The sequence below is a fragment of the Parendozoicomonas haliclonae genome (assembly GCF_900174585.1).
Taxonomy (GTDB): Bacteria; Pseudomonadota; Gammaproteobacteria; order Pseudomonadales; family Endozoicomonadaceae; genus Sansalvadorimonas; species Sansalvadorimonas haliclonae.
In genome coordinates this window covers 57,256-83,530 of record NZ_FWPT01000005.1, presented here as the reverse complement: position 1 = coordinate 83,530, position 26,275 = coordinate 57,256, and the positions used below count along the sequence as shown (strand labels likewise).

Sequence of the window (26,275 nt, the reverse complement as noted above, 5' to 3'; positions counted from 1 at the left end):
CGAATTCAAAAATACAGTCTCAGGGAGAAAGCATTATGAATACATTACAAGGTCAGTCTTATAATCCGTTTGATTCTATTTCTTCTGATTTCAACCCGTTTGCTGATCCACTGGCGATCCAGACGCCAACGGTTGAAACGCCAACGCACACCGTTCAGACAGTCGCCCCAACCGCATCAGTCGCCGTTGCGTCTGAGAGCAAGCCGCAGACCGCTAAAGAGAAGCTGCTGAACGACTATAAGATTTCAAAAATGGACCGGGTGAAGACCTTCCTCAAGACCGTAGCCCGCTACACAGCGGCAGGCGCAGCCGGCGGTGGTATCGTAGGCTTTGGTACTGGCGTGGTGGGTATGATCTTTACCTTTAATCCAACCACTGTCCCGGTGATGAGCGCGATCGGTACAGTCATGGGCGGCGGCATCGGACTGGCCGGTGGTATCCATACCGGTCTGAAGCAGGCCAAAGGCCTGACCGTTGAGAAGAAGGTTCAGGATCTGATGATCAATGCCCGCAAGCGTCACACCAAAGCGGAGAAGCAACTGAAGAAAGCCAACAGCCGTATCGGCACGGAGTTGAACCGCCTGCAGGGTGTCTTCAAAGGCGAGTTTGAAATAAAGATGGTAAATAATCAGGAAGACCGTGAAGTGCTGGCCACCAAGGTGGATGTCCATATCGGTGCCCTGAAACTGATCAAGAGCCGTAACGCGAGCCAGAACAAGCAGCTGAAAACTCTGGAGAATATGAAGAGTGCCCTGGATCACCAGCTCAAGATGGTGAACAAGGAAGCGGCTCTGGCTCCAGCCAGAACCCAGCTGGAAAATGATCTCGCGACCTTGCTGAACAATTAATCAGCAACACGTCAGCCAAAAAAAGACCCGCAGAGTTCACACTCTGCGGGTCTTGTTCGTATTACGTGAAATTAAGCGTTGGTTGCGACGAAGTAAGTTGGATCTTCAATCACATTCACTTCCACCAGGTTACCGGCCTTGGTGAGCAGCTTACGGCAATCCGGGCTGAGATGTTTGATATGCAGCGTCTTGCCCGCATTCAGATAACGTTCCGCCAGCGTATCAATCGCTTCCAGACCGGAATGGTCACAGACGCGGGAGTCGGCAAAATCAACAACCACTTCGGTGTTGTCCTGACGGGTATTGAACTGCTCCATAAAGGTGGTCGTGGAACCGAAGAACAGCGGACCATGCACCTTGTATACGGTGGCGCCGTTATCGTCTTCCTGCTTCTCCACCCGAATCTGCTTGGCATGCTCCCAGGCAAACACCAGTGCAGACACAATCACACCAACCACCACAGCCACTGCCAGATCGGTCAGTACAGTGACTACGGAAACCAGAATCAGTACAAAGGCATCACCGCGAGGCACTTTCGGGATAATGCGGAAGCTGGACCATTCAAAGGTACCCAGCACCACAATAAACATAACACCCACCAGCGCAGCCACCGGAATACGCTCAATCAGCGGAGCGGCAAACAGGATAAAGCACAGCAGGAACAGCGCCGCGGCAATACCGGACAGACGACCACGACCACCGGAGTTTACGTTGATCATGCTCTGGCCGATCATGGCACAGCCACCCATACCACCAAAGAAGCCGGTCACGACGTTAGCCACGCCCTGGCCTACACATTCGCGGTTACTGCTGCCGTGGGTCTGAGTAATTTCATCGACCATACGCAGGGTCAGCAGGGATTCAATAAGACCGATCGCTGCCAGCACCACCGAGTAAGGCAGGATGATCATAAAGGTCTCCCAGTTCAGCGGGACCATCGGGATGCTGAAGCTTGGCAGGCCACCGGCAATACCAGCAACATCACCAACACTGCGGGTATCCAGACCAAAGCCAATCACCAGTGCGGAAACGGCAATAATCGCCGCCAGGGAGGATGGAATCGCGGTCGTCAGCTTAGGCAGGTACTTGATAATCGCCATGGTCAGCGCCACCAGGCCCAGCATAATCCACAGCTCACTTCCGCTCATCCAGGCCACATCGATCACACTGCCCTGCATAAAGGTGCCTTCCAGCCAGCCGGCTTCACCATTCACCCCGAACTGCCCCAGCTGAGCAAGGAAGATCACAATCGCCAGACCGTTTACAAAGCCCAGCATCACCGGATGGGGCACCATACGAATAAATTTCCCCAGCCGGAACACCCCGGCAAGCACCTGCAGAATCCCCATCAACACGACAGTGGCAAACAGATACTGAACACCATGGTCGGCTACCAGCGCCACCATCACCACGGCAAGGGCACCGGTTGCACCTGAGATCATGCCAGGCCGGCCACCAATCGCAGCGGTAATCAAACCCACCATAAAGGCGGCATAAAGACCGACCAGCGGTTCAACACCGGCCACAAATGCGAAAGCCACCGCTTCCGGCACCAGTGCCAGCGCAACTGTCAGCCCTGAGAGAAGGTCGCTTTTAACACTGGCGACCTTGTTGGCGTGAAGTTCAAACAAATAAATTCTCCCACCCTTCCCCGCGCCCACACACGAGAACCGGCATTTTGAGTCTTGGAATAATGAGTTAATCGGCCAACGTGAATTGATCTTGTTGTTCGGGCCTAAGACAAAAGCGGGAGAATTATACGGCTAAGGGTTGATCTTCATCAATAAAATTGGCGAGTTACAAGACAATGCTCAGGCGCAACATATCTTTGTGTTGAATGCCGGATTCAAAAATCGGCTCGAGATAATGGTCGAGAAAGTGGTCTTTGATTACCGCATCCACCCGAAATCCCAACCGTTGATAAAAGGTCAGTTGATGACCAAAAGTACCGGTACCCAATTCCAGCTTTTGAATACCTTTGGCTTTGACCACTTCAAGCACAGTGCGTAGCAACCGAGAGCCAATACCTTCCTGCTGCCGGTCCGGCCAGACGGCAATATTCATTAACTCGGCATGGGAGGTGGCTAGCGGCTGCACAACGCAGGCCGCAACCACATCCGCTCCTTCCTTGGCGACAAAGCACCAGCTATCTGCAAGATAGCCGTTCACCACATCTTCGGAAGGATCGGCTTCCAACAGCAAAGGCATGGGAACCTCGCTGGCAGCACACTCAGTAAAATTCATAAATGGAAAGGCCCGATACACAGCCAAATCAGATAGTTGAAAGTGTATTCCTCGGGCTTTTCCTTAGCTAGCTCTTGGATTCACCTCAGATCAAAGAACAGCAATCTGCTCCTGCACCTGCTGCAAAGCCTGCGCACTATCAGGCATATCCAGCCCGGCACCGTACACAAAGGTAATATCAGTAATACCGATCAGCCCCAGCATATCCTTCAGCTGAGTCGAGATGTACTCAACTGCATCACCACCGCTGGTCAGCACGATATAAGCCTTGCGTCCGGCCAGTGCGCCTTCCGGGCCATTCTCGGTATAGCGGAAGGTCACCCCCGCCCGGGTAATATGATCAAACCAGGCTTTCAGAGTGGAAGGAATAGCGTAGTTGTAAACGGGTGCGCCAATCACCAGGGTATGACTGTTTTTCACTTCTTCAATCAAACGTTCAGAAAGCGCCGAGGCTGCTCGCGCTTCCCGAGTCTCCCCACCACCAAAGCCGGCATAGGTCTCCACGCTGAAGTGCGGCAATGCCTGCGCCGCGAGATCGCGATACACAATCTCATTATCAGCGGCATTCTTAGGCAGCAACCGTTCCAGCACTTGCTGGCTCAAACGACGGGAGTGGGAGTCTTCAGTTCTGACGCTACTGTTAATCAACAAATACTTCTGCATGGGCATGATCCTTCAAAAACAATCACAGTGTGTGCATGCAGTCTAAAAGTTGAAGTTAAGTTTAAGTCAAGATAATTTAACGACTCTCTCTTATGATCGGGAAGTCATCATGCCCACGCGCTTTCTCACCATCAGTGAAGTTGCCAGACGCTGCGAAGTCGCCACCTCGGCATTACGTTTTTATGAGAAGAAAGGGCTGATCTCCTCTGTGCGTACCGAAGGCAACCAGCGCCGTTATCACAATGCTATGGTACGACGTGTTTCGATCATTAAGGCAGCACAGAACCTGGGGCTGACACTGGGTGAAATTGCCGAAGCCTTTGAGAACCTGCCGGCAAACCGGGCTCCTTTAAAGCAGGACTGGGAAAAACTCTCCAGCGAATGGCAGGTGCAGCTCAACGAGCGCATCGACAACCTCAAGCGCCTGCGGGACAAGCTCAGTGGCTGTATCGGTTGTGGCTGTCTTTCCTTGCAGGCCTGTGCGCTGTTTAACCCTGATGATGTCGCGGCAGAGAGTGGCCCCGGCCCGCAATTTCTGATGCCGACGGAAGAAAGCGAGGCCACCGCAGACAGTCTCGAATAAATCCAGACGACGTGAGAAAACGGTCTATCTTGTGCCGGGTGTTTTTAACGGCTCATCACCACAAGATTCAAGATAAGACCATGGGAAAAACAGCAAAATACCTGACCCCGGTTGCGGTTGCCGTCATTCTTGCCCTGCTTCCTACACCCGAAGGGCTAACGACCACCGCCCATTATTTCTTTGCCCTGTTTCTGGGGGTGATTGTCGGCCTGATTGTTGAACCGATACCCCCGGCACTGATCGGCCTGATTGGCGTATCCATCGCTGCATCTCTGGGGTTAGTGGCAGAGAGCCCGAAAGAGAGTGCCGTCTGGGCTTTAAGCGGCTTCTCCAATACCGTGATCTGGCTGATCTTCACTGCCTTTATGTTTGCACTGGGGTACAAAAAATCCGGGCTGGGGAAACGCATTGCCCTGATGTTGATTCAACGGCTGGGCAAAACTCCGTTAGGTCTGGGTTATGCCATCGCTCTGGCCGATGGTGTGCTTTCTCCCTTTATGCCTTCCAACACCGCCCGCAGTGCCGGCACGCTTTACCCGGTAGCGATCAATATTCCCCAGATGTTTAATTCGCTGCCCGATCATGAACCGCGCAAAATCGGTTCCTATATTGCCTGGGTGGCGATGGCATCCACCACGGTTACCAGTTCCCTGTTTGTGACGGCCATGGCCCCGAACCTGCTGGCTATTTCACTAGTGGAGAAAGGCACTGGTCTGGTAATTACCTGGCAAAGCTGGTTTTACACCATGGCGCTGGTAATGATTCCGCTACTGTTACTGGTTCCCCTGCTCACCTATATCATCTACCCGCCAACCCAGAAGTCCTCCCCCGATGCACCGGACTGGGCCCGCAAAGAGCTGGCCAAGATGAGTGGCGTTACCCGTAATGAATGGCTGATGCTGGGGCTGGGCTTGCTGGCACTGGTACTGTGGATCTTTGGGCAGGCCATCGGCATCGACAGTACCGTAGCGGCCTTGCTGGTGTTATGTCTGCTGGTGTTGAGTGGCGTAGTGACCTGGGACGATATCATCGGCAACACGGCTGCCTTTAATGTGCTGATCTGGTTTGCCACTCTGGTGGCTATGGCAACCGGGTTGCGTAAGGTCGGGTTTCTGGATTGGTCTGCCGATCTGGCCGCCCAGGCGCTAACCAACCTCGCCCCCATGCATGTGGCCTTAACCCTGCTGGTGCTGTTCTTTGTGTTCCATTACTTCTTTGCCAGCGTCACCGCCCATATCGTTGCCCTGCTGCCCTTGTTTCTGGAAGTCGCCAACAGCCTGCTGCCGGTGTCCATGGTGCATGCGCTGGCTTATCTACTGGTGGGTACGATGGGTGTTATGGGCATTATTACCCCTTACGCGACCGGCCCTTCACCGGTCTGGTATGGTTCCGGTTATATTTCCCAATCCGCGTGGTGGGGTCTTGGAGCAATCTTTGGAGGTATCTATCTTGGCGGGTTGGTGATTCTGGGATTGTTTACCCTATAAAATCCGTGCCTGACAATATAATAATGAACAGGCTTTCATCCCAAACCGGCCATAACAAGAACATCATAAGAATATGAAAGAGCAACGCCTGGCACTATTGAATCTGCATATCGCTATCGTGCTGCTGGGCATTTCCGGACTGTTTGGCAAACTGCTGCCGATTGATCCCACCTTAATTGTTCTGGGGCGTACCGTGATTGGTGCTGCGGTGCTGGCAGGCATACTCCTGTTTCAAAAACGACTGCAGCAGGCTTTTGCCGGTGGCTGGTCACTGAGCAAAGCCCAATGGCCACTGAATATGCTGCTGGGTATTGTGCTGGCCCTGCACTGGATTACCTTTTTCAAAGCGATTCAGGTTTCCTCCGTGGCTATTGGCCTGCTGGCCTTTGCCTCCTTCCCGGTTTTTGTCACCCTGCTGGAACCGCTTTTATTTCGGGAAAAGTTACGGCTACTGGATTTACTGACCGCCGCAGGCGTCGTGCTCGGTCTGTTTATTATTTTCCCGCTTTCGTCCATGGACAGTCAGGCCGATAAGGTTGCTGGTATCGCCTGGGGCGTAGTCAGTGCCCTGCTGTTTGCCCTGCTCTCACTCGCCAACCGCTTCCGAATACAAAACACTGATGCCGTCACCCTGACCTGCCAGCAGAATATCGGTGCAGCACTGATCACACTGCTATTAATTCCTGCAGGGGGCCTGAGCATTATGGCCAACCACTGGCCGCTGCTATTGGCGCTGGGGCTGCTGTGTACCACCCTGCCCATGTTGATGTTCCTCAATAGCCTCCGGCATCTGAAAGCCCAGCTGGTCAGCCTGGTGACCTGTCTGGAGCCGGTGTATGGCATTGTCTTTGCTGCAGCCCTGTTTGGTGATGTGCCATCAAGCAACACATTGATAGGCGGCGCGGTGATTCTACTGGCTATCACTGCCGGGACCTTAATCCGTAATAAAAGCCGTTCCTTCTCTTGACGCCACTCATCTCAACCCGCGTTGCTAATCAGCAGATACAACGATAGAGTCTGTAATCAACAAAAATAACTTTTAAAGACAACACAAAAAGGAAAGGAGTATTTCCATGGGACTGGAACTCACGGCGATTATTTTTGTGGTGCTGGTAGCCATTCTGGTTGGCACGGGCATTCGCATTGTTCCTCAAGGTTTTAACTACACCGTTGAACGACTGGGTCGTTATACCCGCACCCTGCAGCCGGGTATTAACCTGCTTATTCCCTTTGTGGATCAGATTGGCCACAAACAGAATATGATGGAGCAGGTACTCGATATTCCCCCACAGGAAGTGATCAGTGCCGACAACGCCCAGGTCACGACGGATGCCGTCTGCTTCTTCCAGGTACAGGATGCGGTTAAGGCGTCCTATGAAGTCAACGATCTGCTACGCGCCATGCAAAATCTGGTGATGACCAATATCCGTGCCGTACTCGGCTCTATGGAACTGGATGAAATGCTCTCCAACCGGGATCGCATTAACGCCAGCCTGCTGGACAAGGTTGATGAAGCTACCGACCCATGGGGCGTAAAAGTCACCCGTATCGAGATCCGTGATATCTCCCCTCCGCAGGATCTGGTTGATGCCATGGCCCGTCAGATGAAAGCCGAGCGGGAGAAGCGCGCTCAGATTCTTGAAGCCGAAGGCTCCCGGGAAGCGGCGATTAAAGTCGCCGAAGGTGAAAAGCAGGCTCAGATTCTGAAGGCCGAAGGTGAACTGGAAGCCGCCAAGCGTGAAGCAGAAGCGCGGGAACGTCTGGCCGAAGCGGAAGCAAAGGCCACCGATGTGGTATCCAAAGCCATCGCCGATGGTGATCACCGTGCCATTAACTACTTTGTGGCGCAGAAATATGTTGAGGCTCTGAAAGATGTCGCCGGTGCCGATAACAGTAAACTGGTAATGATGCCTCTGGAAGCCGGCAGCGTGATCGGCGCACTGGGTGGCATTAAAGAACTTGTGGGTGAAGTGACCGCCAAAGGCAAGGCAGGCTGATATGGACTTTTTGCAAGAACTGGAACCCTGGCACTGGGTCATTCTCTGTTTTTTGCTGTTAGGTGTTGAAGCGCTGGGTGCAGGCGGATTTTTACTGGGAGCCGCCGCTGCGGCTGTTGTACAGGCACTGCTGTTATGGATGATTGGTGATTTTAGCTGGCCATGGCAACTGGCCAGCTATGGCTCTATGACGCTGGTCTTCTCCATTATCTGGTGGGTGTTTCTGCGTAAGCCGGGCCAGAACACCGCCGATCCGCTGTTAAATAATCGCGCCGCACAAATGATTGGACGGGTGATTACCCTGGAAGAAGATATTCCTGCCGGACAAGGCCGTGTACAGATTGGTGATACCAAATGGAAAGTGAGTGCATTTGGCCCGCTTCATAAAGGCGACCATGTATTGGTAGCGAGTGCTGAGGGGATGACTCTTACGCTTCAGCGGATGGATAATCCGACCGCTTAATTGTTGATAGATTGCGTGAAGGGACCCGCATCTTTGCGGGTTCTTTGGTTTTAATATCGCTGATAGCCGAGCTTAGTGGCTAATTATTTGATTTATGCTCATATCACGATCAATTTTGTGACAGCCGATGCAGCATATAAATCTAACGATAATTTTAGGGTAGATGAGTGAATTACGTTGATACTCCTACTGAACGACACAAAGATTTAATCCATTACATTGATCTAGAACCTTACATTCCGCTACCAACCACTGCATAATATCTGACCAATACAGGGTTCCGGAATCACCAGGCACAGGCAGTAGGACGTGCAGAATCGGCGGCGGTAGCGTATCTGAAATATTCGACACCTGAATGAACTTCTCCAATTTATGACACTGAGACCTACTTCATTAACCGGTTTGAAAATGAGAGTATAGGGTTGAATAGAATAATCCCCCCCTATGCAATATTGAAAAAATTTAGATACTTTAACCTTCTCCTTTTGTAGTTAATCAATACCATGCTGAAAATTACAAACATTCAGGCTAAATGTGGAGACAGCTTCCTAATCGAAGATACCGATAACTCCAAAAAACTGCTGCTAGATTGCGGGTTCAAGCTAACCTTTCAATATAAAATCAAGCAATTGACTTCCAGTGTTGACTATCTAATCCTGACACACTCTGACGAAGATCACATTAATGGTGCGATTCCATTAATTGAAGACTATCCCCACAAATTTTCCGTTGGGAAAGTATTTGTAAATGTACCAAGCTCATATGAAATAAAGGCTGAGAGTGGAGACATATCCATTCTACAAGCTATAACACTAGAAAACTTACTTAAAGAAAAAGAGCTGTCTTATCAAAGCCTAGTATCGGGCGAAACGGTTAGGATCTCAAAAAACATTAGCTTAGAAATAATTTCACCATCCAAGGAAGATCTGGAATATTTTATTGGACAGTATAAATCACTTAAAGATTCCTCTAGTCCTGACCCAATATCAAAAAATAGTAACATCATATCAATAGAAACACTGGCAAAGGGAAAAGATCTATATAAATCCAAGAAATCAGACTTTACAAATGCTGCATCAATAGCCTTCATACTGAGCTACAAAAATAAAAAACTTCTTTTTCTGGGAGATGCTCATCCAACAGTCATTACCGACTATCTAGAAAAAATAGGCATTTCTAGAGATCAGAAATACATTTTCGACTACATCAAACTTTCCCATCATGGAAGCATAACAAGCATATCTAATAAGTTCATCTCAATGATAAGTTGTTCTAACTACATATTGAGCACCAATGGAGGAAAAGCTCGTAGCCTTCACCCTAGCAGAGAGACACTGGCAAAATTAGCTTTAAATGTTGACAGGAATGGTAGTGACGACATTAATTTTTTCTTCAACTATCCAATTGAAGAAATTATCGCCAGAAACGGCCTTTTAATTAGCCCAGAAGAAAGAACAAAATACAATATCAAATTAATTGAACAAAGTAGCTTTTGTATAAAATGAACGAATTAGATGTACTAATAAAAACCAGCATAAAGATCTACCAGTCTGAGACCTATCATGGATCCGGTGTTTTAGTTCAAACAGATGGCGAATTCTATGTTTTCAGTGCTGCTCATGTTTTTAGCCAAGATATCACTCAGCCTATAAAGCTTGAAGAGTTTCACGGCATATCAGACATGTACGGAAAAATTGAGTTTGATTCTTTAATAGAAGAACAGAAAGCAACTCAGCAGTATGATATTGTTGTTATTTCTGTTGATAAAAAGCACAGCTTTTCAGATTTCCCTAGAATCAGCTTCTGTGAAGATATTAGCTTCCCTGAAATTTCATATGCCTTTAGAGGAACACAAAAATCTGCTGCTTTAAAATCCCATACCGTAACCCCTTGCCAATTAGACACTCCCCTAAATGACAATGGAACTTTTTGCCTTAAGATACCATTTGAAGCTTACACAGACATGAAAGGGGGTGTTGGGGCAGAGGTACTGGGAGGATATTCAGGCAGCGGAATATTCATAAGAGAAACGGATAACAACTATTTGGTTGGCATAGCTCAAAATATAGACAAAGACGATTTCACAGGCGTAAACTGCCGATCCATCAAAGTAATTAAAGATTTCTTTCTACCTAACATTGACATCACAGACTTTCATGGCGGCAATGCTCAATTGAAGCTAAATATTGCTGAAATTAAAAGAAACGTTACTCAAACCATGATAGATGAAAGAAAGAAATCTAATAATTATGGAGATGTCGAAAACCTAACTAGAAAGATGAATTCGTTCATGGCGGATTGGACTACTGAAGATCTTGATGGATACATAAATGACATTTTAGTATGGGAGGATATTGAACAATCAAAAATCAGAAACCACAGTTCATACCGTGACCTTATTGAAAATGCTAAAGCAATATGGGCATCTGGCAATAAAAAATTCCAAGTGAGCAGCATTCAGCAAGGCAACGAACGTTTCCATAAAATCCTTGATGATCTAACTGCGCTTTTAAAAGACGAGCTAGATGGAACATCAATCAAGTCCACTAGCTCCGTCATAGCCGCAGGTGAAATTGCTCGACTATTAGCAAACTGCACATTGGATTTTAAAAAATGAGCATAGAAATCCAACTTAAATCTCACTTCCTTGATAGCGCTCCAGATAATAGCACATTAACACATCTTGCCATTATATGTGGTGCACTGAAACATTGTCTTGGAAATGCAAAGACTATGTCATTCATCAAGCTTACTTACATATTTGATAAAACAATAAACCTGAAAGCCAATGCATTCTCATCCAAGATAACTTTGCTACCCTGGACGATTGACAATGACTTTAAGAAATCACTCATAATGGCAGAATCCAATCATTTTATAGAGCTACTAACAGACAAGTCATCTAAAGAAATTAAAATATCGCTGACAGATAAAGGCGATATATACCTAAGCTCAGTTGAAACGCATCATGCGTTTGCAGACTATTTAGAATATTTGAAGGAAATTAAAATTCCCGAAAATAGATTTGAAAACCCAATCATTAGAAGTTGACAAAATGCACATCAATTCAGTATCAGCGACAATTACTGCAGGAACAGAAGATGGGCTAAAGCCATTTGGATTTGAGTATGAATTTAAGCCTGGGCTTAACATTCTAACTGGTGACAACTCTAGTGGGAAGTCAACCATACTTAGCTGTATATATTACTGCCTAGGAATGGAGCAGTTAATGGGAAGTAAGGGTACCAATGCACTTAGTCCAGCTTTACATCAGGTACTTAATTTTGATGGTCATGCTTGCAACATTTATGAATCCACGTGCTCACTCACCATCACTGCAAATAACAACAACCAATACACTCTTACACGTCGAATATCTTCATCCGACGAGATTACCATAAATGAAATACTTATAAATGATGGCACTAAAACCACGCCTAAGTTTGTACATTCTGCAAGAGATCACGGTGACCAGGGATTCTATCAATGGTTAGCAGAAATCAATGGTTTGGAAATACTCAATGTCGAATCGTTCAACAATGAGTCAACCAAACCTCTTTATATGCAGAATATTTTTTCACTAGCCTTTATTGAACAGACAAAAGGCTGGTCAGATATATTCTCAATGATGCCTAGCTTTGGAATTAAAGACCCAAAACAGAAAGTTATTGAATACTCTCTCGGGCTTAACTCTCTAGCGCTCAACATGAAACTTGATAAAATAAAGTCTGATAAAAACCAGATCAAAGAAAAATGGAAGCGAATCGATAACGACCTAAAATATAGGGCTCAAGCAACTCAGCTTTACCTGTCGTTCTTTGATAAAAACAAGCCAATACCAGAAAAAAAGATTGAAGCCATTTATGCAGCCGAACTAAATCATGAAGAAAACGAAGTAAAGACGACCCAGCTAACAAAATCCCTTCAAAAGGAAATTGACGAATCTAACAAACGCATCAAAAAGACAGAAATTACTGGAGATACCTCTGAAGAATTAATTCGTAATAGAGACAAAATAAGAGAATCACTAGAAACATTCCTATCTGAAAGAAATGATGCTTTTGAATCATATGAAGAAGAAAAGATAAAACTGGAAAAATTCAAGAGCTCTTTATATTTTACGATAAAAGACATCCAAGGATTTCAGGACGTTAAAAAACTATCAATCAGTAGAAATTGGGAGATCCTTTCTACATCAAGGTGTCCAGTTTGCGAAAACAGCGTTGAGAATAAAAAAGATAGCGAGCTATCAAGAGAGAACATTGACAAAAGTATTGCATTTCTAAAATCTCAAAAATCCACCTACGAAAAGTATATAGAAGCATCAGAGGCTGTTCTGGAACGATATGTATCCGTCCTAGCATATTACGATAAGAGCATTTCTTTAAAGAGGACACAGCTTGATAGCATTTACAAAGACTTAAACTCACCTAGTTCACAATCAGTCCGAGGAGAATTTGAACTTCAAGCAGAGTTAAAATATCGCCTTAATGATATCAACCAATTTAATTCATATCTTGAGTCAACCAAGAGCCACTTGAAAGAATTAAGTAAAATTTATTTTATATTAGATCGAGAAGAGAAACGACTTAAAAATTTAGTTTCAGGTGATGAAGAAAAGATAATTCAATTCAAACGACACTATATCTCATTGTTAGATTCTTTCGGTTATAAAAGTAATGGCGTAAAAAATATAACGATCAGAGATAAATCGCCTCATAGACTGATGCCAATTGTATTCATCGAGGGGCAAGAGCCTCAATATATAAGATATGTTTCTTCCGCCAGTGATTTTGTACGATCAATTTGGTCTTATTATCTTTGTCTTCTGGAAATAGGAACCTTACATCCTGGTTTTCTTTTAATGGATGAGCCAGGGCAGCATCAGATGCGTGTTGATAGCATGAAAGAGTTATTATCTCATTGCTCCAAACTTGAAAAGCAGGTTATTCTGGCAATCTCCCAAGATAGAGACTATGACAAAAAAGATGTAAATATATCAGCTTTAATCGATGGTATTGAACCTAAAAACATTCATATGCTTCATATCGAAGATAAAACTTATTGTATATCTCCAAAAACAATTACAAATAACCATGCTGAATCATAAGTTTTCTTATGATTATATTATCACAGCCAAGAATCCGTTATTTAATTGTCTAAGCCCCCGTGAAATCCAAGCTAGATAATGCATATATATATACAGAACAAGTGTTCTGTCGCAGCGTTACATTTAGGCGCACAGGAAATCAAGCAATAAAACAACATGATCAAAAGTATAAACACCCAACGATTGACCCTAAGAGAATACACTCTTTCCGATGCTAAACGAGTTCAAGAACTAGCAGGCGATAGCAAAGTATCAGAACTAACAGCCAACATCCCCTACCCCTATAAAGATGGAATGGCAGAGTCCTGGATAAACTCACACCGGCAAGCTGTTTCTGAGGGAAAGGCTGTTATCTTTGCAATAACACTAAAAGATTCTGGTGAGCTAATCGGTACTGTCGGCTTAACACAAATCACTGATAACTTCGCAAACCTTGGCTATTGGCTGGGCGCTGATTACTGGAACAAAGGTTATTGTTCCGAGGCCGTCAACGCATTAACCACAAGCTTCTTCAAACACAGCAATCACCCTGAAATTTCAGCTCAACATATCACTGAGAATTTCGCTTCAGGCCAGGTACTCACAAAATGTGGCTTTCAATGTACGGGCGACAGTACACTTTCGGTAAACGGAACCATGCGTCAGGTGAAAATGTACGTCCTTCCTAATTAAAATACAGCTAACCAGTAAATCCAGGCAGTGCCAAGGGCGCAACTGATTCAGGTGTTATTCGCAATTAAGAGATCAGAATGGATCAGATAATACTGTTCGACTGGGGAGGCACACTTATGGTCGATTTCCCCGAATCCAAAGGTAAAATGTGTGACTGGGAGTATGTCGAGGCCGTCGATGGTGCTTTTGATACACTATCCCAGCTTTCTATCTCCAACAAAATCTACATTGCCACCAACGCTGAAGACTCGTCGGTTAACGACATAGCCAAAGCATTCGAGAGAGTAAACCTGGATCGATTTATTGATGGCTATTTTTGTTTTGAGAATCTTGGCATAAGAAAAGGCACACGTGAGTTTATCGATCGAATAGTTAGAAAATTAGACGTCCCTGCCCATAAAGTCACCATGGTTGGTGATAGCTTGGAAAATGATATCCTTCCGGCAATCGAAGCAGGCTTAAACACCTACTGGCTATACCCTGCTAAAGATCGGGACTGCTCTGTTAAAACCCGGAAAGTTAATAATCTACATGAGATAGTCACATGTATTAGCTCAGACCAAATCTGACATTCTCTCCCCCTGCCCCATTTCTACAGCCCACCCGCTTCACACCCTCACAAATAAGTACTTCTACCAACAATATTCGCCACAAGCCCATTGGCAACCACCACTATTTCTCCGAAAATCCCTCCCGTACATCACTATCATGAACGCCTCAGCATGACTGAATACGAAAAAATGATGAATGGGCAGGCCTTTGCAGGCGCAGACCCGGAAATTTCGCTTGTCCGCGACAACGCCCTGAAACTCACCATTCAGATAAACACCTGTGATGATTTTGTAGAATCCCAGTCTTTACTGAAAAACCTTTTCGATCAGTTAGACGATACTTCCATTGTAAAACCGCCCTTCTACTGCGAATTCGGCAAGCAGATCACTATTGGTAAAAACACCTTTATCAATATGGGTGTAACCATGCTGGATGGTGCCAAAATCACTATCGGCAATAATGTGATGATTGGGCCTTCCTCTCAGTTTTATACGGCTTCACATTCACTAAATCACCTTGAACGCAGACATTGGGAAACCTATTGCCACCCTATTACCATTGAGGATGATGTCTGGATTGGCGGCAATGTGGTTATTAATCAGGGTGTCACTATCGGTGCACGTTCTGTGATTGCAGCCAACTCTGTAGTGAATAAGGATGTTCCTCCCGATACTCTGGTGGGCGGCACTCCGGCAAAGGTTATTAAAAGTCTTCTATAACCCGTTCGCTTTATAGAAGCTTTAGCCTTGGCACTGTTCGTGGGATTGAATTCTTATCCCACGAACACCCCATTCTCCGGCCTTCCCCTCTTAATAACTGCTCCCCTTACATAAATACCCTTTAACGCGTAGAGTAAACAAAACAGATCAATCAAGAGCAACCCGTTATGTTCTACGATGATTCCATCCGGCAAATATTATTGGCTGCCACTGGTTGTACTTTTTTGGCTTTTTCACTTTGGGCGTTAATTCAACCAAAATCATTAGCCACCACATTGGGCTATGAGCTTAAGAGCAGTAATTCGATCAGTGAGTTTCATGCAATTTATGTCGGTGTTTTCCTGGCACAAGCTTTATTATGCGCTCTGGCATTTATTCGTATTGAAGATGCAATGCTTGGCAACCTTGTTGCCATATTCCTTCTTGCCCAGCCCGTTGGACGATGCATTGCGCTTCTCAGAGGTGGCCACACGACAGGTATTCTTAAGCTCTTGTTTCTTGCTGAGGTGATAGGTGGCTTAATTCTCCTTGCTGTGCAGCCCAGCCTATAAGTTCTTTATCGTGTTGGCTGACACGGCTTTGCGTTTCCTGCGACACCGCTCCGAGCAATACACAACCTGCTCCCAACACCTTTGCCATTTCTTACGCCAGCGGAACGACCGCTCACATTGTGGGCACACCTTCTCCGGCAGATGCTGCTTCTTAATGCCCATCATAACCTAGCGGCCAACCCGTTGGGTCTTGAGTATCTATACAGTCCGGCACGTCGCGAGTCGTCCATTTGCGGGTATATGTATTCTCAGGATCATACTGCTGGCGCTGCTTCTCAATATTAAAGTGTCGCCCGCCGCGAGGGTCCGCCCCTACTCCGGCAATATACTGCCAATTACCCCAGTTCACTGCCACGCTGTAGTCCACCAGCCAATGCTCAAACCAGGCTGCGCCATAGCGCCAATCGATCGACAATTCATTGATAAGATAACTGGCTGCAATCTGTCTGGCCCGGTTGGTTATATAACCGGTCGCCTGCAACTCCTTCATACAGGCATTCACTAACGGACTGGTCGTATTACCTGCACACCATGCCTGGAATCGCTCCGGGTAGAACGAGGTCAGTGGTGCTGTTTTTGCCCGTCCCTGGAACCGAAATAATTGTTTGCCGTTCCGTAGTGCCGACCACAGAAAGTACTCACGCCACAACAATTCAAATAACAGCCAGTAGGTCGAATCGTTAGCCCCCTCCCGTTGCTCATAGTCAGCCAGTGTCTTGCAGACCCGACCAGGCGACAGACAACCGGCATTCAACCAGGGAGAGAACTTGCTCGATGCTTCCCAACCCTCCAGCGCATTCCTTGTTTGCTTGTAGTGGCTGGGAGCCGTAGACGAAAAATACTCTGCAAGGTGTGTCTGGGCCGCTGATTCGCCTCCTTGAAACGGTGATTGCAGCCGCTCTTGTTTGGGCAACCACAATGGCAGCACTGGTCGGGGAACACTGTATAACGGTGAAGGTGGCAGGCTCACGGGTACTGACAGCGGGGTCGATATGGGTTGGCGTTCGGCCATTTTTCGGAAGGGGGTAAATTGCTTGGGCAGTGTCTCGGTTAACCATTCCCCCTGTCCCTTTTCAAACAGAGTATGGTTATCTACTTCAATGACCTCTAATCCCGGATTCACTGTTTTCAGATCAGCCAGCATACGCTTCTCATACACGCCAAACTGTCGGCTTACAATCAGCGTGCTCGCCCTAAAGCGATTGACCAGCTCGCCCAGCTCATTGACCGGATGACCGTACAGACGATGAAGGTGTTGCCCCCTTTCTTCAAGTCGGTGATCCAAGTCATCAAGGGCCTCCTGCAAAAACTGCCAGCGATGTGCTCCCATAGGCGCAGTCTGATACCGCGATGGCTGAAACCAGCGTGCATCGATGGCAAAGGCACAAACCAACTGCTCAAAACCGGAAGCCCGATACAGGGCCGGGTTATCATCCAGTCTCAGATCATGGGTAAAGAGGTAAACGGCGGTTCCCATAGAACATTCCTGCTAGCTATTCAACGTTATACGAAGCCCTGATTACAACAGATCAACCCACCTTCTCTGGGCGATCCCCGGTTACAAATCTCCCCAGCCCCCACCGGAACCATTCCCTAACCTCACTGTCAGTACACCTGTCCATTTACAGTGAGGTTACATCGATGAAGTTTTCTCATCTGGCAATACTGGCAGCCACCCTTTCCGTTCCTTTCTCTCTCACTTCTTGCCTATCTCAGGCTTCCGAGTCGCCTGAAAAAGTCCTGATTCTTGGTGATACCGCAGCCGGGGATGCCAATATCAATCTGTTTGATAAGTCCCGTCTTGAGGTGGAATACCTGAGCGTGCTGAAAGAGCGCGACCAACGCACCTATGAGTACCTGTTCTCCGCTCTGGAAACCCTGCACGGCAGCTTCCGTGATCTGCAGATCGCCCTGAAAACTCTACAGACACTGGCCGACACCTCACTCACCGATACCGTTCCCGTACAGGACTATCTGGCGGCCGTGCGCGACTACCGGCAAACCCGGGAACTGCTGGAAGACCATATTCATCGCCTCGCTCTGCCCCCGGCCATACGGGAGGATGCCCACCCTGAACTCTCCGGGGATATCCGTTTTGAAACCCTGCAGGAGCACTACCTGACTCAGCTCAGCCAGCAGGGGCGCAAGGCTGCCGAGATGCAGTTCCGACTGGCCCTGCCCAGTGGCAGCCATCATCTGCACACCGGCGTGAACACCGATGATCTTGGCAAGATGCAGCTACTGAGCGCCGCCAAAATCAATGAGCTGCAACGGCAGATTCTGGTGAAAAAGCTGATGACATCCCGGGAACGCACCACCATTGACCAGAGCATCAACGCCTTTACCCAGAAAGCTCTGCAGGCCTATATTGATGCCTTTGGTGCGTCCGAGCGTTACCGCACCAGTTCCGATCAACAGGGGCGAATCAAAGCCGCCAAAGCCCTGCGTGATGTGTTCTGGGCCCGCGCCTATATTCGCTCGGTGTATGGTGTGAAGATTGGCAGCATCCCGGTTAACTACCAGAAACATATCTTCAATGCTGATTACTTCCTCAGCAATGTTCATGTGGGTGCGATGTCACTCTGGGATGAAAACCATCTGGTAGAAGCTCTGAATCTGGCCACCGAAGCCCAGGCCACACTACACGACAAGGGTGCTGGCAGCAAAACCGCATTTCTGCGTCACCTGCTGGTCTGGGTCAGCGGCAGCAAGGCTGATGATCAGGCCAAGCACTTTATTGTTGATCTGGTCAAAGCCGACCTGGAACAGGAGCTGGAGCTAAGTCGCAGCGGTGGCTTAAGAGCGGTGCGCGCCGGTTACCGTGAGCGTTACTACACCAGTGAAGAGAGCAAAACCTTCTACCAGAACCTGGCCCAGACAGTCTTTGGTGATCCTGACGATGATGATCTGGAAGCCGATGTCGGCGTTCTCAGTACCGGCACATTGAAAAGCGCTATTGCCCAGTGCAGCAATGTGCTGGAACAGATGGAAGTGCGTCTGGATGAAGCCCGCAAGCTGCAGGACACCCTCGCCCTGCTGACCGAATCCAGCCAGTCCATGAACAAGCGTAAGAAAAGAGCAGATATTTAAAGGCAACCACCATGACAACCCGGCATCAACAAGGCACACCTTTGTCGTGTGTCCGCAGGGTGGGCGTTGCCGTTTTACTGTTCAGTCTGGCGTGTTGTTTCAGCCAGACCGGGCAGGCTTACGACAACTTCTGCACCACCACCAGCATTCCCATGGTTCGCAACAGCGTGTACTGCCAGGGCAAGGTGATTCCACGCTCCAAGACCCGGAACTTTATCTCCGAAGACTTACGCTGCGGCAGCGGGAGCGATACCCATACCCGTCATCCGCAAGTGTTCGATGAAGAGACCTGGCAGGATCTGCGCAGTGCCGACGCGGGTGAAGCCCGGGACCTGCTGCGACAGATGGCCCGGCCCCAATGGCACGGCAAGGTGCAGTATTCCTCTTATCTGCACTGGTCCTGGGAAGACTGTCAGCTGGTGACCAGTTTTCAGTGCGGCTCTCATACCGTATGCACCACCGAGAAAGACCAGGATGGGAAAGAGAAAGACGCCTGCCACGAAGAACCCAATACCTGCTATCTCGATGTGGTGATCGATGAGTCCGAGCACTGTAGCCATGAAATCCTGACCTACGATGTGCAATTCCAGCGTTCAGACCTCGATAGCAGCCACTATCCGGATCGTCTCGCCAATGGTTATGATCTGCTGCCCGGCGAGCAGGAGGGAGTGATGATTGATAACGGTGTTGGCTTTTTTAATGCCGGAAGCATGAGCCCGCGCCTGTCGTTTAATGAACCCCGCAATGAGTATCAGGTGAACCGTCTGAAGGGACATGATCTGGATAGCGGCAGCCTGATGTGTCGGCAGAACAGTGACTACCATATCGGCTACACCATCAAGCCGGTCAAACGGATACAGTCCCGCTCTGGCAACGGTTTCGCCCTGCCCGTGGATCATAATGGCGAGAAAATCTCACCGCTGGTCTGGTCCGGTGCCCGGGATATTAATAACCACTGGCAAGACAGAAGCTTTCCGGTCACCCTGCGGGTGCAGGACTATGCGGCCTCATCACTCAACGACTTTGCCCGGGATAGTGGCGATCTGTTTAAAAATATCGAAGTGCGTATTGAGCTATACGACAACTCCACCTTTGCCTGGCCTTGGGCACGCAATGCAATTTACATCAAGGAGGGTGCGGCCCAGAGCTTCAATGCCCTGTCGGACGAGCAATCCATCCGCCGGTCCAAACTCTGGGAGCTGGCCTTAACACCCAACAGTAACCACCCGGAACAGCATCTCTACCGCAGCACGATTCCGTGGTTTCTGTATTACCCGGCTCGTGTCTTCTTTCCTGCCGATGCTTTGAGTTATGAAGACCACCTCAAACCCGGCACCAGTTACCGGCTGAGCCTGTCGGTCTACCAGAAAGGGTTGTCGATCTACTTCCAGTCCTGCGAGGATGATCCCAACGCCTGGGACTGCCAGCTCTACGCCGGCGGAGGCTGGTTCAGCCCGACCCGCTATCGCAGCGGTTATTTCTCCGATAAGACGCTGGATGTGGAATTCACCACCCCGGACCACCTCGATAAGCGCAGTTGGTGGCCGCTGTTCTGGAACACGGTTGGGCTGGCGGATAAAGCCGCTATCCTGGGTCTGGCGGTTTATGGTCTAAGCCGCGTGCTTTAATGGAGTACATAAAGCCTACGACTCCCGCCAGGCTTTATTAAAAGAGTCACGCAGCGGCTGGGTGAGATATTCCAGCGCGGTTCGGGAACCGGTGGTGATCATCACATCCGCCGGCATACCCGGCTGCAGACGCTTATCCCCCAGTCGCTCCAGTTCTGCGCTGCCCACCTCGATATGCACCAGGTAATAAGGTTCACGGGTGGACTCATCCACCAGACTGTCTGCCGAGGCATACAGAACCCGGCCATTTAACTGCGGCGTGGTCCGTTGGGGAAAGGCGGTCAGCTGCACCCGTGCCGACTGACCAATATGAACCTGATCCACATCCATGGGGTTCATCCGGGCTTCAATAATTAACGCATCCCGCTCCGGCACAATCTCCATCAGGGTTTCACCGGCCTGCACCACACCGCCCACGGTATGAATCTGCTGATCAACAATCACCCCATCGGCCGGGGCCAGCACATCCAGCTGTTCAAGCATATAACGGGACGCCCGCACCCGTTCTTCCAGATCATTAATCTGCGCGCGAGTGCTGTTCAGATCACTCACCAGCTGCTCACGCCGATCCTGTTCCAGCTGCAAAATTTCCAGACGGGCTTCGGTAATACTGGTCTCGGCTTCGGCAATATCTGCCAGATACTCACTCACCTTGCCCTGCAGATCAGCCTCTTCTTTGAGAGAACTGTTTACCGTCATCTTCTGGATAAAGCCCTGCCCCAGCAGTTTATTGAGTCCATCCAGTTCCTCCTGCACCACAGCCAGCCGCTTGGTGCTGGCCGAATGCAGCCCCTGCAAACCAACAATCTGTTCCCCGATCTTTTCAATCCGCTGGCGAATAATTTCCACCTTGCCCTTATGAGAGCGCTGACGTTCATAAAACAATTGCTCCTGCAGAGTCAGGGCATTACTCAAACGACGATTACCGGCCGTCTGCACAATCAGAGCATCAGGGAATAACAGCTCTTCAGCCTTTACCATCTCCCCATCCAGCCGAACTTCTGTAGCGCGGGCATAGAACAGACTGTCTTCCAGAATGACCAGACCGGCCCTGGCCCGGGTATCATCCAGCCGTACCAGCACATCACCACGGCGTACCATCTCACCATTGCTGACCGCCAGCTCACCCACCCGGCCTGATTGCAGACTTTGCACCGCCTTACGTTGGCTATGCACCGTCACCTTGCCGCTGGCCAGTACCGCGCTATCGAGAATGGCCAGCCAGCTCCAACCCAGGAAACCAACAAAGGTCAGGCCAACCACCAGCAAGCCAATCCGGATATAGGGCGTCGGTGTCCAGCGTCCGGTATGATCGGTTGCTGTATTCATACCGCCACCTCCTGTCGGGTATCGCTGACCGAAGTGAGTGTCTGCCGAGCCTCGCCAAAGTGTTCAATACAGCCATTGGCGAGCACCAGCACCTTATCAACACAACGCAATAACGTTGGGCGGTGGGTTATCACCACGACCGTCGTTTTATTCTCTTTTAATTGTTGAAGCACCTGAACCAGCGCCTGTTCACCAACCCGATCCAGACTGGCATCCGGTTCGTCCAGCACGATAAACGACGGGTTTCCATAAAGTGCACGGGCCAAAGCCACCCGCTGCCGCTGACCGCCGGAGAGATGAAAGCCGCTCGTGGTTTCAATCAGGGTTTCGTAACCATCGGGCAGAGAGAGAATGAGCTCATGGATATCGGCCATCCGGGCCACCCGTACCACCTCTTCGGCATCCACATCACCAAACCGGGCAATATTGTCGCGCACAGTGCCGGGAAACAGCTCCACATCCTGAGGCAGGTAACCCAGCCAATGGCCCAGCTCTTCACGCTGCCACTGGCTGACATCCGCACCATCCAGCCGCACCGCTCCGCTTGAGGGGGCCCAGCTTCCAGTCAGCAACCGGGCCAGGGTACTTTTTCCGGATGCACTGTGGCCAACCACCGCCAGACTCTCCCCCGCCTGCAGAGAGAAACCAATCCCCTTAATCACTGGCCGCTCACTGCCCGGTACCGGAGCCACCAGCTTTTCAACCGTTAACTCCCCGGCTGGCCGTGGCAATGGCATGGAAGAGGCCGGTTGCTCAGAGGTTGTAAAGAATTCCATTAAATCCCGCCACGCCTGTCGGGTCAGACGAATATTACGCAGCTGACCAATAGTCATCTCCAACGGTGCCAGAGCTCTGCCCAGCAAAATGGAACCGGCGACCATGGCACCAGCGGTCATCTGTTGATTCAGCACCAGAACAGCACCGGCACCCAGCATACTGATCTGCAGCACAGGCCGCAGAAACTTGCCGATGGCCTGATAATTGCCGCCTTGGTCACTGGCCCGGAAATGGCTCTCACTGGCCTGCACACGCTGTTCCTGCCAATGCTTGACCAGACCACCAGCCATACCCAGAGTGCGGGTCACTTCGGCATTATCCAGCGCCCGTTCAGCAAACCGACTGGCTTTGGTACGCAACCCGGATGCCGTGATCAACAGCTCCCGTGTCGTACGATCAGACACCAGCGCCACCAGTGCCAGAACAACCGCACCCACCGTAGCAATAAGCCCAAGCACCGGGTGCAAGGCGGTGATCACCAGCAGATACACCGGCAACCAGGGTGCATCACACAGCGCCAACACCCCTGCCCCGGACAAAAAACCGGACACCCGCTCCATATCCGCCAACCGCTGACGATCGGCCTGTTCATTGCGAGATTGCAGCAACTGCTGCAACAATGGAACTTCAAGCCCCTGCTCCATCAAGGCCGCCAAACGAACCAGCAACCGTGAACGCACCCACTCCAGCACACTGGCCATCAACACCAGTCCAACCGCCACCAGCGTCAGAGCCATCAAGGTTGGCACACTGCCCGCAGTCAACACCCGATCATAGACCTGCAGCATATACAGCGGTACAGTCAGCATCAGCAGATTCAGAAAGAAGCTAAAGCCCAGCACAATACCGAGCTGGCTTCGCACGGCACTGACAGCCTTTTGGAAGGTGGAACTCCTGTTCTCCGTCACCGGTTACACTCCCTTGTGTTTCCCATAGGGTGACGGAGAAATATTGCAGGAAGATTGCGGGGTTCCAACACTCAGCAGCTTCAGCAGAAAAACCGCTGAATTCACATATTCGGTTCCTGTCGGCTACACACAGATATGTGTAAGAAATCTCTACGGTGATGATTTCCTTATCACCAATAAATCAATCATCACTGGTTATGAGCTCCTTCCGATTAACGATAGAAGACGAGATTGCCTCTTCCTCAACCATTTGATGAGGTTATCTTATGCACAGGACAACACTTCTTTTGTCACTGGATGATTACTGATTTGACGTTCACTGAATACAGGACAATAAACGCTCGGTGATATAGTGCTGCAGGGATATGCTGAGGTGCAACCCGGTATACCCATGCAGGTTTTATGTTGCTTATTCTGGTTTTCACACAAAGCTTTTACAACAGCTTGGGTGTGATTAAATCAGGATGTAAACAGCGTTACAGGGAAGTTCAGTATTCGGCAGGGTTAACTGTTGTTTTGATAGCAGCCTGCGGAAGTTTCACCTTCGCTGCTTGTAGTAAACACTTTCCAAACCTGCACACCAATAAAAATAAAAAAGCACAGGAGAATCCCGTGAATACCATCATTAAGCAGGTACTGCTGCTTATCGCTGGCATTGGCCTGTCTGTTAGCGTTCTTGCTGCCAATGCTACAAATGACGCAGCTATGGTTACTGTTCCTGCCGGTCAGTTCTGGATGGGCTGTGAAAAGTCTATTGATCCGGACTGTCATGCGACAGAAAGACCAGCCCATGCGGTATGGGTGAGGAAATTCAAAATCGACAAGTACGAGGTGAACTACCGTCGCTTTGAAGAGTGTATTGAAGCTGGCGATTGTGAGCCACTCGGTATAGGTGGCGGTTGTAATTTCGGCTGGGAAGGCCGGGAGCAGCTGCCAGTGAACTGCGTGACATGGAAGAATGCCGACAACTTCTGTAAATACGACGGCAAACGCTTACCGACCGAGGCGGAATGGGAGAAAGCTGCGCGGGCAAATACTTTCAGCCTTTATCCCTGGGGGAACAGCGCACCAAGCTGTGACAAGGCGGTGATTGATAATCCCAATGGTGGAAACCTGGGGTGTGGTAAGGGTGTTCCCCATGATGTGGGTTCAAAGCCCAAGGGGGCATCACCGTATGGAGCCATGGATATGGCTGGCAGTATGTGGGAGTGGACAGCTGACTGGTATGACCCGTTCTATTACAACTACTCATCTTACAGCAATCCAAAAGGCCCAAAACAGGGTGAGTACAAAACCGCCAGAGGGGGCGACCTTTACGCCCGTAAAGCTGCTGAGCTGAGAACAGTGACGCGTTTCCCTTATGCCTATGGTAACTACAGTCCGGCTGTTGGTTTCCGTTGCGCTATGTAAGGTGATGTCTTAATCGATGTTCAAACAGCAAACTTTCTTCAGGATAAGAACAATGAGAACCTATCTGAAACTGCTGTTACTGGTGGCGGTCACCGCGTTGCCATTTATCAGCTCGACCAGCTACGCCCTTGATGACGAGGCCATGGTGCGAGTGCCTGCGGGCTCGTTCACTATGGGCTGTAACCATTCCCGCCAAGAGCTTTGTGATACCGACACCAAGCCTGCGCATAACGTGTATGTGGATGCTTTTGATATTGATAAGTACGAAGTGACTTATCGTCGTTACAAGGAGTGTGTGGCCAATGGAGACTGTACTGAGCCATTTATTGGCGGTGCCTGCAACTGGAACTTCAGCTGGAATGATAACCATCCGGTGAACTGTGTAGATTGGCAACAGGCGAAAACTTTCTGTGAGCAAGAAGGAAAGCGTCTGCCAACCGAGTTGGAGTGGGAAAAGGCTGCACGGGGCACCTGGGATCAACGGGTCTTCCCCTGGGGTGATGAGCCTGCTTCCTGCAAATATGCGGCTATGGATGAAAATGGTCTGAGACTGCCTATGCCCGGTTGTGGTCGTGGAACTACCACCCCGGTTGATCATGCTGAGGTGGCCGGTGCTTCACCTTATGGTGCTGTCGGTATGGCCGGGAACCTGTGGGAATGGACTTCTGACTGGTATGACCCGGAGTTCTACGGCAAGCCCGCTGCGAAAAAAGCCAACACCAAAGGTCCGGCTAACGGCACCTTTAAAACCATCCGTGGTGGTGCCTGGACTATGCGAACCGATGGTGGTCTGGCCAGTACATTGCGTTTTGGTTATGCGCCTAAAGGGCAGGGTTATGTGATTGGTTTCCGCTGCGCAAGCAGTGTGAACTGATTCGATAAACAGACCTATCAGGAGGTTGTTCCTGCAGCCTCCTGTTTCCTTTTTTTCTGTCGATATTGCCGGCGCTATTCTGCCGGATTCACCTCATACCAGCGCTTGAACACACGAAGAAGTGGGTGGGTTTGTTATATCCCATCATATGCGCGTCGACCTCTACCAAGCTTGGGGTAATGCGGCTCGATATCGACTTCCAATCACAAGTATGGAACATAGCTTTTCCAATCGGGATCGAAACTTATCTTTATGAGTTTAGCGTCGTTTTTGTGAGTACGAGTACTCCCAGTCGGAAAAGCTGAGAATCACTGCTGATGGATTAGCTGAATCTCAGAGGCTTATTCATACCATCCCTAGTAGTCATTAC

At 49.2% G+C, this 26,275-nt stretch carries 25 protein-coding genes; 18 read left to right on the top strand and 7 right to left on the bottom strand.

Going from position 1 to position 26,275, the window contains the following annotated elements:
• The first annotated feature begins 35 nt into the window (after positions 1-35).
• Positions 36-848, top strand: coding sequence for a hypothetical protein (locus EHSB41UT_RS11780; RefSeq protein WP_087110032.1), 813 nt, complete (start codon positions 36-38; stop codon positions 846-848).
• 71 nt (positions 849-919) lie between these two features.
• Here EHSB41UT_RS11780 and EHSB41UT_RS11775 read toward each other — a convergent pair whose 3' ends face one another.
• The 3 genes from EHSB41UT_RS11775 to EHSB41UT_RS11765 all read right to left on the bottom strand — a co-directional run bounded on the left by EHSB41UT_RS11775 (position 920) and on the right by EHSB41UT_RS11765 (position 3,755).
• The gene (locus tag EHSB41UT_RS11775; RefSeq protein WP_087110030.1) at positions 920-2,479 is read right to left on the bottom strand and encodes a SulP family inorganic anion transporter; all 1,560 of its coding nucleotides are present in this window, start codon (positions 2,477-2,479) and stop codon (positions 920-922) included.
• 166 nt (positions 2,480-2,645) lie between these two features.
• Positions 2,646-3,092, bottom strand: a complete 447-nt coding sequence (locus EHSB41UT_RS11770) for a GNAT family N-acetyltransferase (protein ID WP_207626627.1) — start codon at positions 3,090-3,092, stop codon at positions 2,646-2,648.
• 90 nt (positions 3,093-3,182) lie between these two features.
• Positions 3,183-3,755, bottom strand: a complete 573-nt coding sequence (locus tag EHSB41UT_RS11765) for an FMN-dependent NADH-azoreductase (RefSeq protein ID WP_165767237.1) — start codon at positions 3,753-3,755, stop codon at positions 3,183-3,185.
• A gap of 109 nt (positions 3,756-3,864) precedes the next feature.
• On the opposite strand from EHSB41UT_RS11765, the gene soxR reads away from it, so the two are divergent.
• The 13 genes from soxR (at position 3,865) to EHSB41UT_RS11700 (ending at position 15,889) form a co-directional block, all read left to right on the top strand.
• Complete coding sequence (gene soxR / locus EHSB41UT_RS11760) at positions 3,865-4,338, top strand: redox-sensitive transcriptional activator SoxR (RefSeq protein ID WP_087110026.1); 474 nt, start codon at positions 3,865-3,867, stop codon at positions 4,336-4,338.
• An 80-nt stretch (positions 4,339-4,418) separates the two neighbouring features.
• Entirely contained in the window at positions 4,419-5,825 is a 1,407-nt protein-coding gene (locus EHSB41UT_RS11755; protein ID WP_087110024.1) for a DASS family sodium-coupled anion symporter, read from the top strand.
• 73 nt (positions 5,826-5,898) lie between these two features.
• Positions 5,899-6,792: a DMT family transporter gene (locus EHSB41UT_RS11750; RefSeq protein WP_087110023.1), complete on the top strand. Its 894-nt coding sequence runs from the start codon at positions 5,899-5,901 to the stop codon at positions 6,790-6,792.
• A 106-nt stretch (positions 6,793-6,898) separates the two neighbouring features.
• Positions 6,899-7,822, top strand: a complete 924-nt coding sequence (locus tag EHSB41UT_RS11745) for an SPFH domain-containing protein (RefSeq protein WP_087110021.1) — start codon at positions 6,899-6,901, stop codon at positions 7,820-7,822.
• Between the two features lies 1 nt (position 7,823).
• Positions 7,824-8,285 carry an NfeD family protein gene (locus EHSB41UT_RS11740; protein WP_087110019.1) on the top strand — a complete coding sequence of 154 codons (462 nt, stop codon included), beginning with the start codon at positions 7,824-7,826 and terminating at the stop codon, positions 8,283-8,285.
• A 503-nt stretch (positions 8,286-8,788) separates the two neighbouring features.
• Positions 8,789-9,790, top strand: a complete 1,002-nt coding sequence (locus EHSB41UT_RS11735; protein ID WP_087110017.1) for a ComEC/Rec2 family competence protein — start codon at positions 8,789-8,791, stop codon at positions 9,788-9,790.
• A complete protein-coding gene (locus EHSB41UT_RS11730; protein ID WP_087110015.1) occupies positions 9,787-10,902 on the top strand; it encodes a hypothetical protein in 1,116 nt (371 codons plus the stop codon). The genes EHSB41UT_RS11735 and EHSB41UT_RS11730 overlap by 4 nt, the downstream gene beginning before the upstream one ends.
• Positions 10,899-11,336 (top strand): hypothetical protein, encoded by a 438-nt coding sequence (locus EHSB41UT_RS11725; RefSeq protein WP_087110013.1) that lies wholly within the window; start codon positions 10,899-10,901, stop codon positions 11,334-11,336. The genes EHSB41UT_RS11730 and EHSB41UT_RS11725 overlap by 4 nt, the downstream gene beginning before the upstream one ends.
• Positions 11,311-13,395: an AAA family ATPase gene (locus EHSB41UT_RS11720; RefSeq protein WP_133060486.1), complete on the top strand. Its 2,085-nt coding sequence runs from the start codon at positions 11,311-11,313 to the stop codon at positions 13,393-13,395. Before EHSB41UT_RS11725 ends, EHSB41UT_RS11720 begins: the two co-directional genes overlap by 26 nt.
• 156 nt (positions 13,396-13,551) lie before the next feature.
• A complete protein-coding gene (locus EHSB41UT_RS11715; protein ID WP_087110009.1) occupies positions 13,552-14,067 on the top strand; it encodes a GNAT family N-acetyltransferase in 516 nt (171 codons plus the stop codon).
• A gap of 77 nt (positions 14,068-14,144) precedes the next feature.
• Positions 14,145-14,636 (top strand): HAD family hydrolase, encoded by a 492-nt coding sequence (locus EHSB41UT_RS11710; protein WP_087110007.1) that lies wholly within the window; start codon positions 14,145-14,147, stop codon positions 14,634-14,636.
• A 153-nt stretch (positions 14,637-14,789) separates the two neighbouring features.
• Positions 14,790-15,338, top strand: a complete 549-nt coding sequence (locus EHSB41UT_RS11705; protein ID WP_087110005.1) for a sugar O-acetyltransferase — start codon at positions 14,790-14,792, stop codon at positions 15,336-15,338.
• 167 nt (positions 15,339-15,505) lie between these two features.
• Positions 15,506-15,889 carry a DUF4345 family protein gene (locus tag EHSB41UT_RS11700; protein ID WP_087110003.1) on the top strand — a complete coding sequence of 128 codons (384 nt, stop codon included), beginning with the start codon at positions 15,506-15,508 and terminating at the stop codon, positions 15,887-15,889.
• Here EHSB41UT_RS11700 and EHSB41UT_RS11695 read toward each other — a convergent pair.
• Positions 15,884-16,051, bottom strand: a complete 168-nt coding sequence (locus EHSB41UT_RS11695) for a DUF2256 domain-containing protein (RefSeq protein ID WP_207626637.1) — start codon at positions 16,049-16,051, stop codon at positions 15,884-15,886. The genes EHSB41UT_RS11700 and EHSB41UT_RS11695 overlap by 6 nt on opposite strands.
• Positions 16,041-17,366 carry a DASH family cryptochrome gene (locus tag EHSB41UT_RS11690; protein WP_087110001.1) on the bottom strand — a complete coding sequence of 442 codons (1,326 nt, stop codon included), beginning with the start codon at positions 17,364-17,366 and terminating at the stop codon, positions 16,041-16,043. The genes EHSB41UT_RS11695 and EHSB41UT_RS11690 overlap by 11 nt, the downstream gene beginning before the upstream one ends.
• 164 nt (positions 17,367-17,530) lie before the next feature.
• Between EHSB41UT_RS11690 and EHSB41UT_RS11685 the strand changes: the two genes are divergently transcribed.
• A complete protein-coding gene (locus EHSB41UT_RS11685; RefSeq protein WP_087109999.1) occupies positions 17,531-18,979 on the top strand; it encodes a hypothetical protein in 1,449 nt (482 codons plus the stop codon).
• Between the two features lie 11 nt (positions 18,980-18,990).
• Positions 18,991-20,607, top strand: coding sequence for a hypothetical protein (locus EHSB41UT_RS11680; RefSeq protein ID WP_133060485.1), 1,617 nt, complete (start codon positions 18,991-18,993; stop codon positions 20,605-20,607).
• 15 nt (positions 20,608-20,622) lie between these two features.
• Here the strand turns inward: EHSB41UT_RS11680 and EHSB41UT_RS11675 are convergent, their stop codons facing one another.
• Positions 20,623-21,936, bottom strand: a complete 1,314-nt coding sequence (locus EHSB41UT_RS11675; protein ID WP_087109995.1) for an HlyD family type I secretion periplasmic adaptor subunit — start codon at positions 21,934-21,936, stop codon at positions 20,623-20,625.
• Positions 21,933-23,621: a type I secretion system permease/ATPase gene (locus tag EHSB41UT_RS11670; RefSeq protein ID WP_087109993.1), complete on the bottom strand. Its 1,689-nt coding sequence runs from the start codon at positions 23,619-23,621 to the stop codon at positions 21,933-21,935. Before EHSB41UT_RS11670 ends, EHSB41UT_RS11675 begins: the two co-directional genes overlap by 4 nt.
• Positions 23,622-24,233: 612 nt before the next feature.
• Here EHSB41UT_RS11670 and EHSB41UT_RS11665 point away from each other — a divergent pair.
• Both EHSB41UT_RS11665 and EHSB41UT_RS11660 read left to right on the top strand, forming a co-directional pair.
• Complete coding sequence (locus EHSB41UT_RS11665) at positions 24,234-25,031, top strand: formylglycine-generating enzyme family protein (protein WP_165767235.1); 798 nt, start codon at positions 24,234-24,236, stop codon at positions 25,029-25,031.
• A 52-nt stretch (positions 25,032-25,083) separates the two neighbouring features.
• Positions 25,084-25,905 (top strand): formylglycine-generating enzyme family protein, encoded by an 822-nt coding sequence (locus tag EHSB41UT_RS11660; RefSeq protein WP_165767234.1) that lies wholly within the window; start codon positions 25,084-25,086, stop codon positions 25,903-25,905.
• Positions 25,906-26,275: the final 370 nt, after the last annotated feature.

Excerpts from the sequence above, each read along its gene's own strand:
- EHSB41UT_RS11680 (WP_133060485.1), top strand. The coding sequence starts at position 18,991 with ATGACAACCCGGCATCAACAAGGCACACCTTTGTCGTGTGTCCGCAGG.
- EHSB41UT_RS11705 (WP_087110005.1), top strand. The coding sequence starts at position 14,790 with ATGACTGAATACGAAAAAATGATGAATGGGCAGGCCTTTGCAGGCGCA.
- EHSB41UT_RS11770 (WP_207626627.1), bottom strand. The coding sequence starts at position 3,092 with ATGAATTTTACTGAGTGTGCTGCCAGCGAGGTTCCCATGCCTTTGCTG.
- EHSB41UT_RS11730 (WP_087110015.1), top strand. The coding sequence starts at position 9,787 with ATGAACGAATTAGATGTACTAATAAAAACCAGCATAAAGATCTACCAG.
- EHSB41UT_RS11700 (WP_087110003.1), top strand. The coding sequence starts at position 15,506 with ATGTTCTACGATGATTCCATCCGGCAAATATTATTGGCTGCCACTGGT.
- EHSB41UT_RS11675 (WP_087109995.1), bottom strand. The coding sequence starts at position 21,936 with ATGAATACAGCAACCGATCATACCGGACGCTGGACACCGACGCCCTAT.
- EHSB41UT_RS11765 (WP_165767237.1), bottom strand. The coding sequence starts at position 3,755 with ATGCAGAAGTATTTGTTGATTAACAGTAGCGTCAGAACTGAAGACTCC.
- EHSB41UT_RS11690 (WP_087110001.1), bottom strand. The coding sequence starts at position 17,366 with ATGGGAACCGCCGTTTACCTCTTTACCCATGATCTGAGACTGGATGAT.
- EHSB41UT_RS11740 (WP_087110019.1), top strand. The coding sequence starts at position 7,824 with ATGGACTTTTTGCAAGAACTGGAACCCTGGCACTGGGTCATTCTCTGT.
- EHSB41UT_RS11710 (WP_087110007.1), top strand. The coding sequence starts at position 14,145 with ATGGATCAGATAATACTGTTCGACTGGGGAGGCACACTTATGGTCGAT.
- EHSB41UT_RS11715 (WP_087110009.1), top strand. The coding sequence starts at position 13,552 with ATGATCAAAAGTATAAACACCCAACGATTGACCCTAAGAGAATACACT.
- EHSB41UT_RS11780 (WP_087110032.1), top strand. The coding sequence starts at position 36 with ATGAATACATTACAAGGTCAGTCTTATAATCCGTTTGATTCTATTTCT.
- EHSB41UT_RS11660 (WP_165767234.1), top strand. The coding sequence starts at position 25,084 with ATGAGAACCTATCTGAAACTGCTGTTACTGGTGGCGGTCACCGCGTTG.
- EHSB41UT_RS11685 (WP_087109999.1), top strand. The coding sequence starts at position 17,531 with ATGAAGTTTTCTCATCTGGCAATACTGGCAGCCACCCTTTCCGTTCCT.
- EHSB41UT_RS11745 (WP_087110021.1), top strand. The coding sequence starts at position 6,899 with ATGGGACTGGAACTCACGGCGATTATTTTTGTGGTGCTGGTAGCCATT.
- EHSB41UT_RS11750 (WP_087110023.1), top strand. The coding sequence starts at position 5,899 with ATGAAAGAGCAACGCCTGGCACTATTGAATCTGCATATCGCTATCGTG.
- EHSB41UT_RS11725 (WP_087110013.1), top strand. The coding sequence starts at position 10,899 with ATGAGCATAGAAATCCAACTTAAATCTCACTTCCTTGATAGCGCTCCA.
- soxR (WP_087110026.1), top strand. The coding sequence starts at position 3,865 with ATGCCCACGCGCTTTCTCACCATCAGTGAAGTTGCCAGACGCTGCGAA.
- EHSB41UT_RS11755 (WP_087110024.1), top strand. The coding sequence starts at position 4,419 with ATGGGAAAAACAGCAAAATACCTGACCCCGGTTGCGGTTGCCGTCATT.
- EHSB41UT_RS11695 (WP_207626637.1), bottom strand. The coding sequence starts at position 16,051 with ATGGGCATTAAGAAGCAGCATCTGCCGGAGAAGGTGTGCCCACAATGT.
- EHSB41UT_RS11735 (WP_087110017.1), top strand. The coding sequence starts at position 8,789 with ATGCTGAAAATTACAAACATTCAGGCTAAATGTGGAGACAGCTTCCTA.